At 75.9% G+C, this 892-nt stretch carries 1 protein-coding gene; it reads left to right on the top strand.

Features of this window, described 5'->3' with window-relative positions:
• Positions 1-209 precede the first annotated feature (209 nt).
• Positions 210-892: polyketide synthase dehydratase domain-containing protein (locus RKE29_RS30165; RefSeq protein WP_312008884.1), on the top strand; the 683-nt coding region annotated here is incomplete at its 3' end.

Genomic DNA, 892 nt, shown 5'->3' with positions numbered 1-892 from the left:
GGTGAGGACGGCCGCCGCGAGGTGGCGATCTACACCCGCCTGGAGACCGGCGAGGACGGCGAGCAGCCGGAGGCCGTCTGCCACGCCCGGGGCATGCTCGCCCCGGAGGCCGAACCGGCCGTCGCGTGGCGGACCGCGTGGCCGCCGCAGGGCGCCGAACCGGCCTCCGTCGACGTGCTGTACGCGGGCATGGCCGACCTCGGCNCGACGTGCTGTACGCGGGCATGGCCGACCTCGGCTACGACTACGGGCCGGTGTTCCAGGGCGTACGGGCGGTGTGGCGCGCCGGTGAGGACGTGTACGCCGAGGTGGCGCTGCCCGACGACGGTGACGGCGCGGGCTTCGGCATCCACCCGGCCCTGTTCGACGCCGCCATGCACGGCGGGCTGCTGAGGCAGGGGTCGGAGGTCTCCGCGGTGCTGCCGTTCTCCTGGTCGGGGGTGCGGCTCGGAGCGCAGGGGCTGTCCCGGGTCCGGGCCCGGATCAGCCCGGCGGACGACTCGGCGCTGCGGGTCGAGATCTACGGCGAGCAGGGCGAGCCGGTGCTGAGCATGGACAAGCTGGTGTTCCGCCCGGTGGAGCAGGGACAGCTCGAAAACACGCGGGGCAACCAGCAGAAGTCCCTGTTCGAGCTGGACTGGGCGCCGGTTGCGGTGGGTTCGCCGGGGCCGGTGCGGCTGGCGGTGCTGGGCGGTCTTGCGGCGTCGGGTGAGCGGTACGCGGACCTGGACGCGCTGGAGCGGGCCCTGGCCGAGGGTGCCGCCGCGCCGGACGCGGTGCTGGCCGGGGCCGGGGTGCCGGAGGGCGCCGACGGGGTGGCCGAGGCGGCCCACGAGGTCGCGGCGGGCGCGCTGGAGCTGGTGCGGCGGTGGCTGGCCAGTGAGTGGCTTGG

Source organism: Streptomyces sp. B1866, assembly GCF_031932565.1.
Lineage (GTDB): Bacteria > Actinomycetota > Actinomycetes > Streptomycetales > Streptomycetaceae > Streptomyces.
The sequence above is the reverse complement of the archived record's forward strand: the minus strand, read 5'-3'. Positions and strand labels throughout refer to the sequence as shown.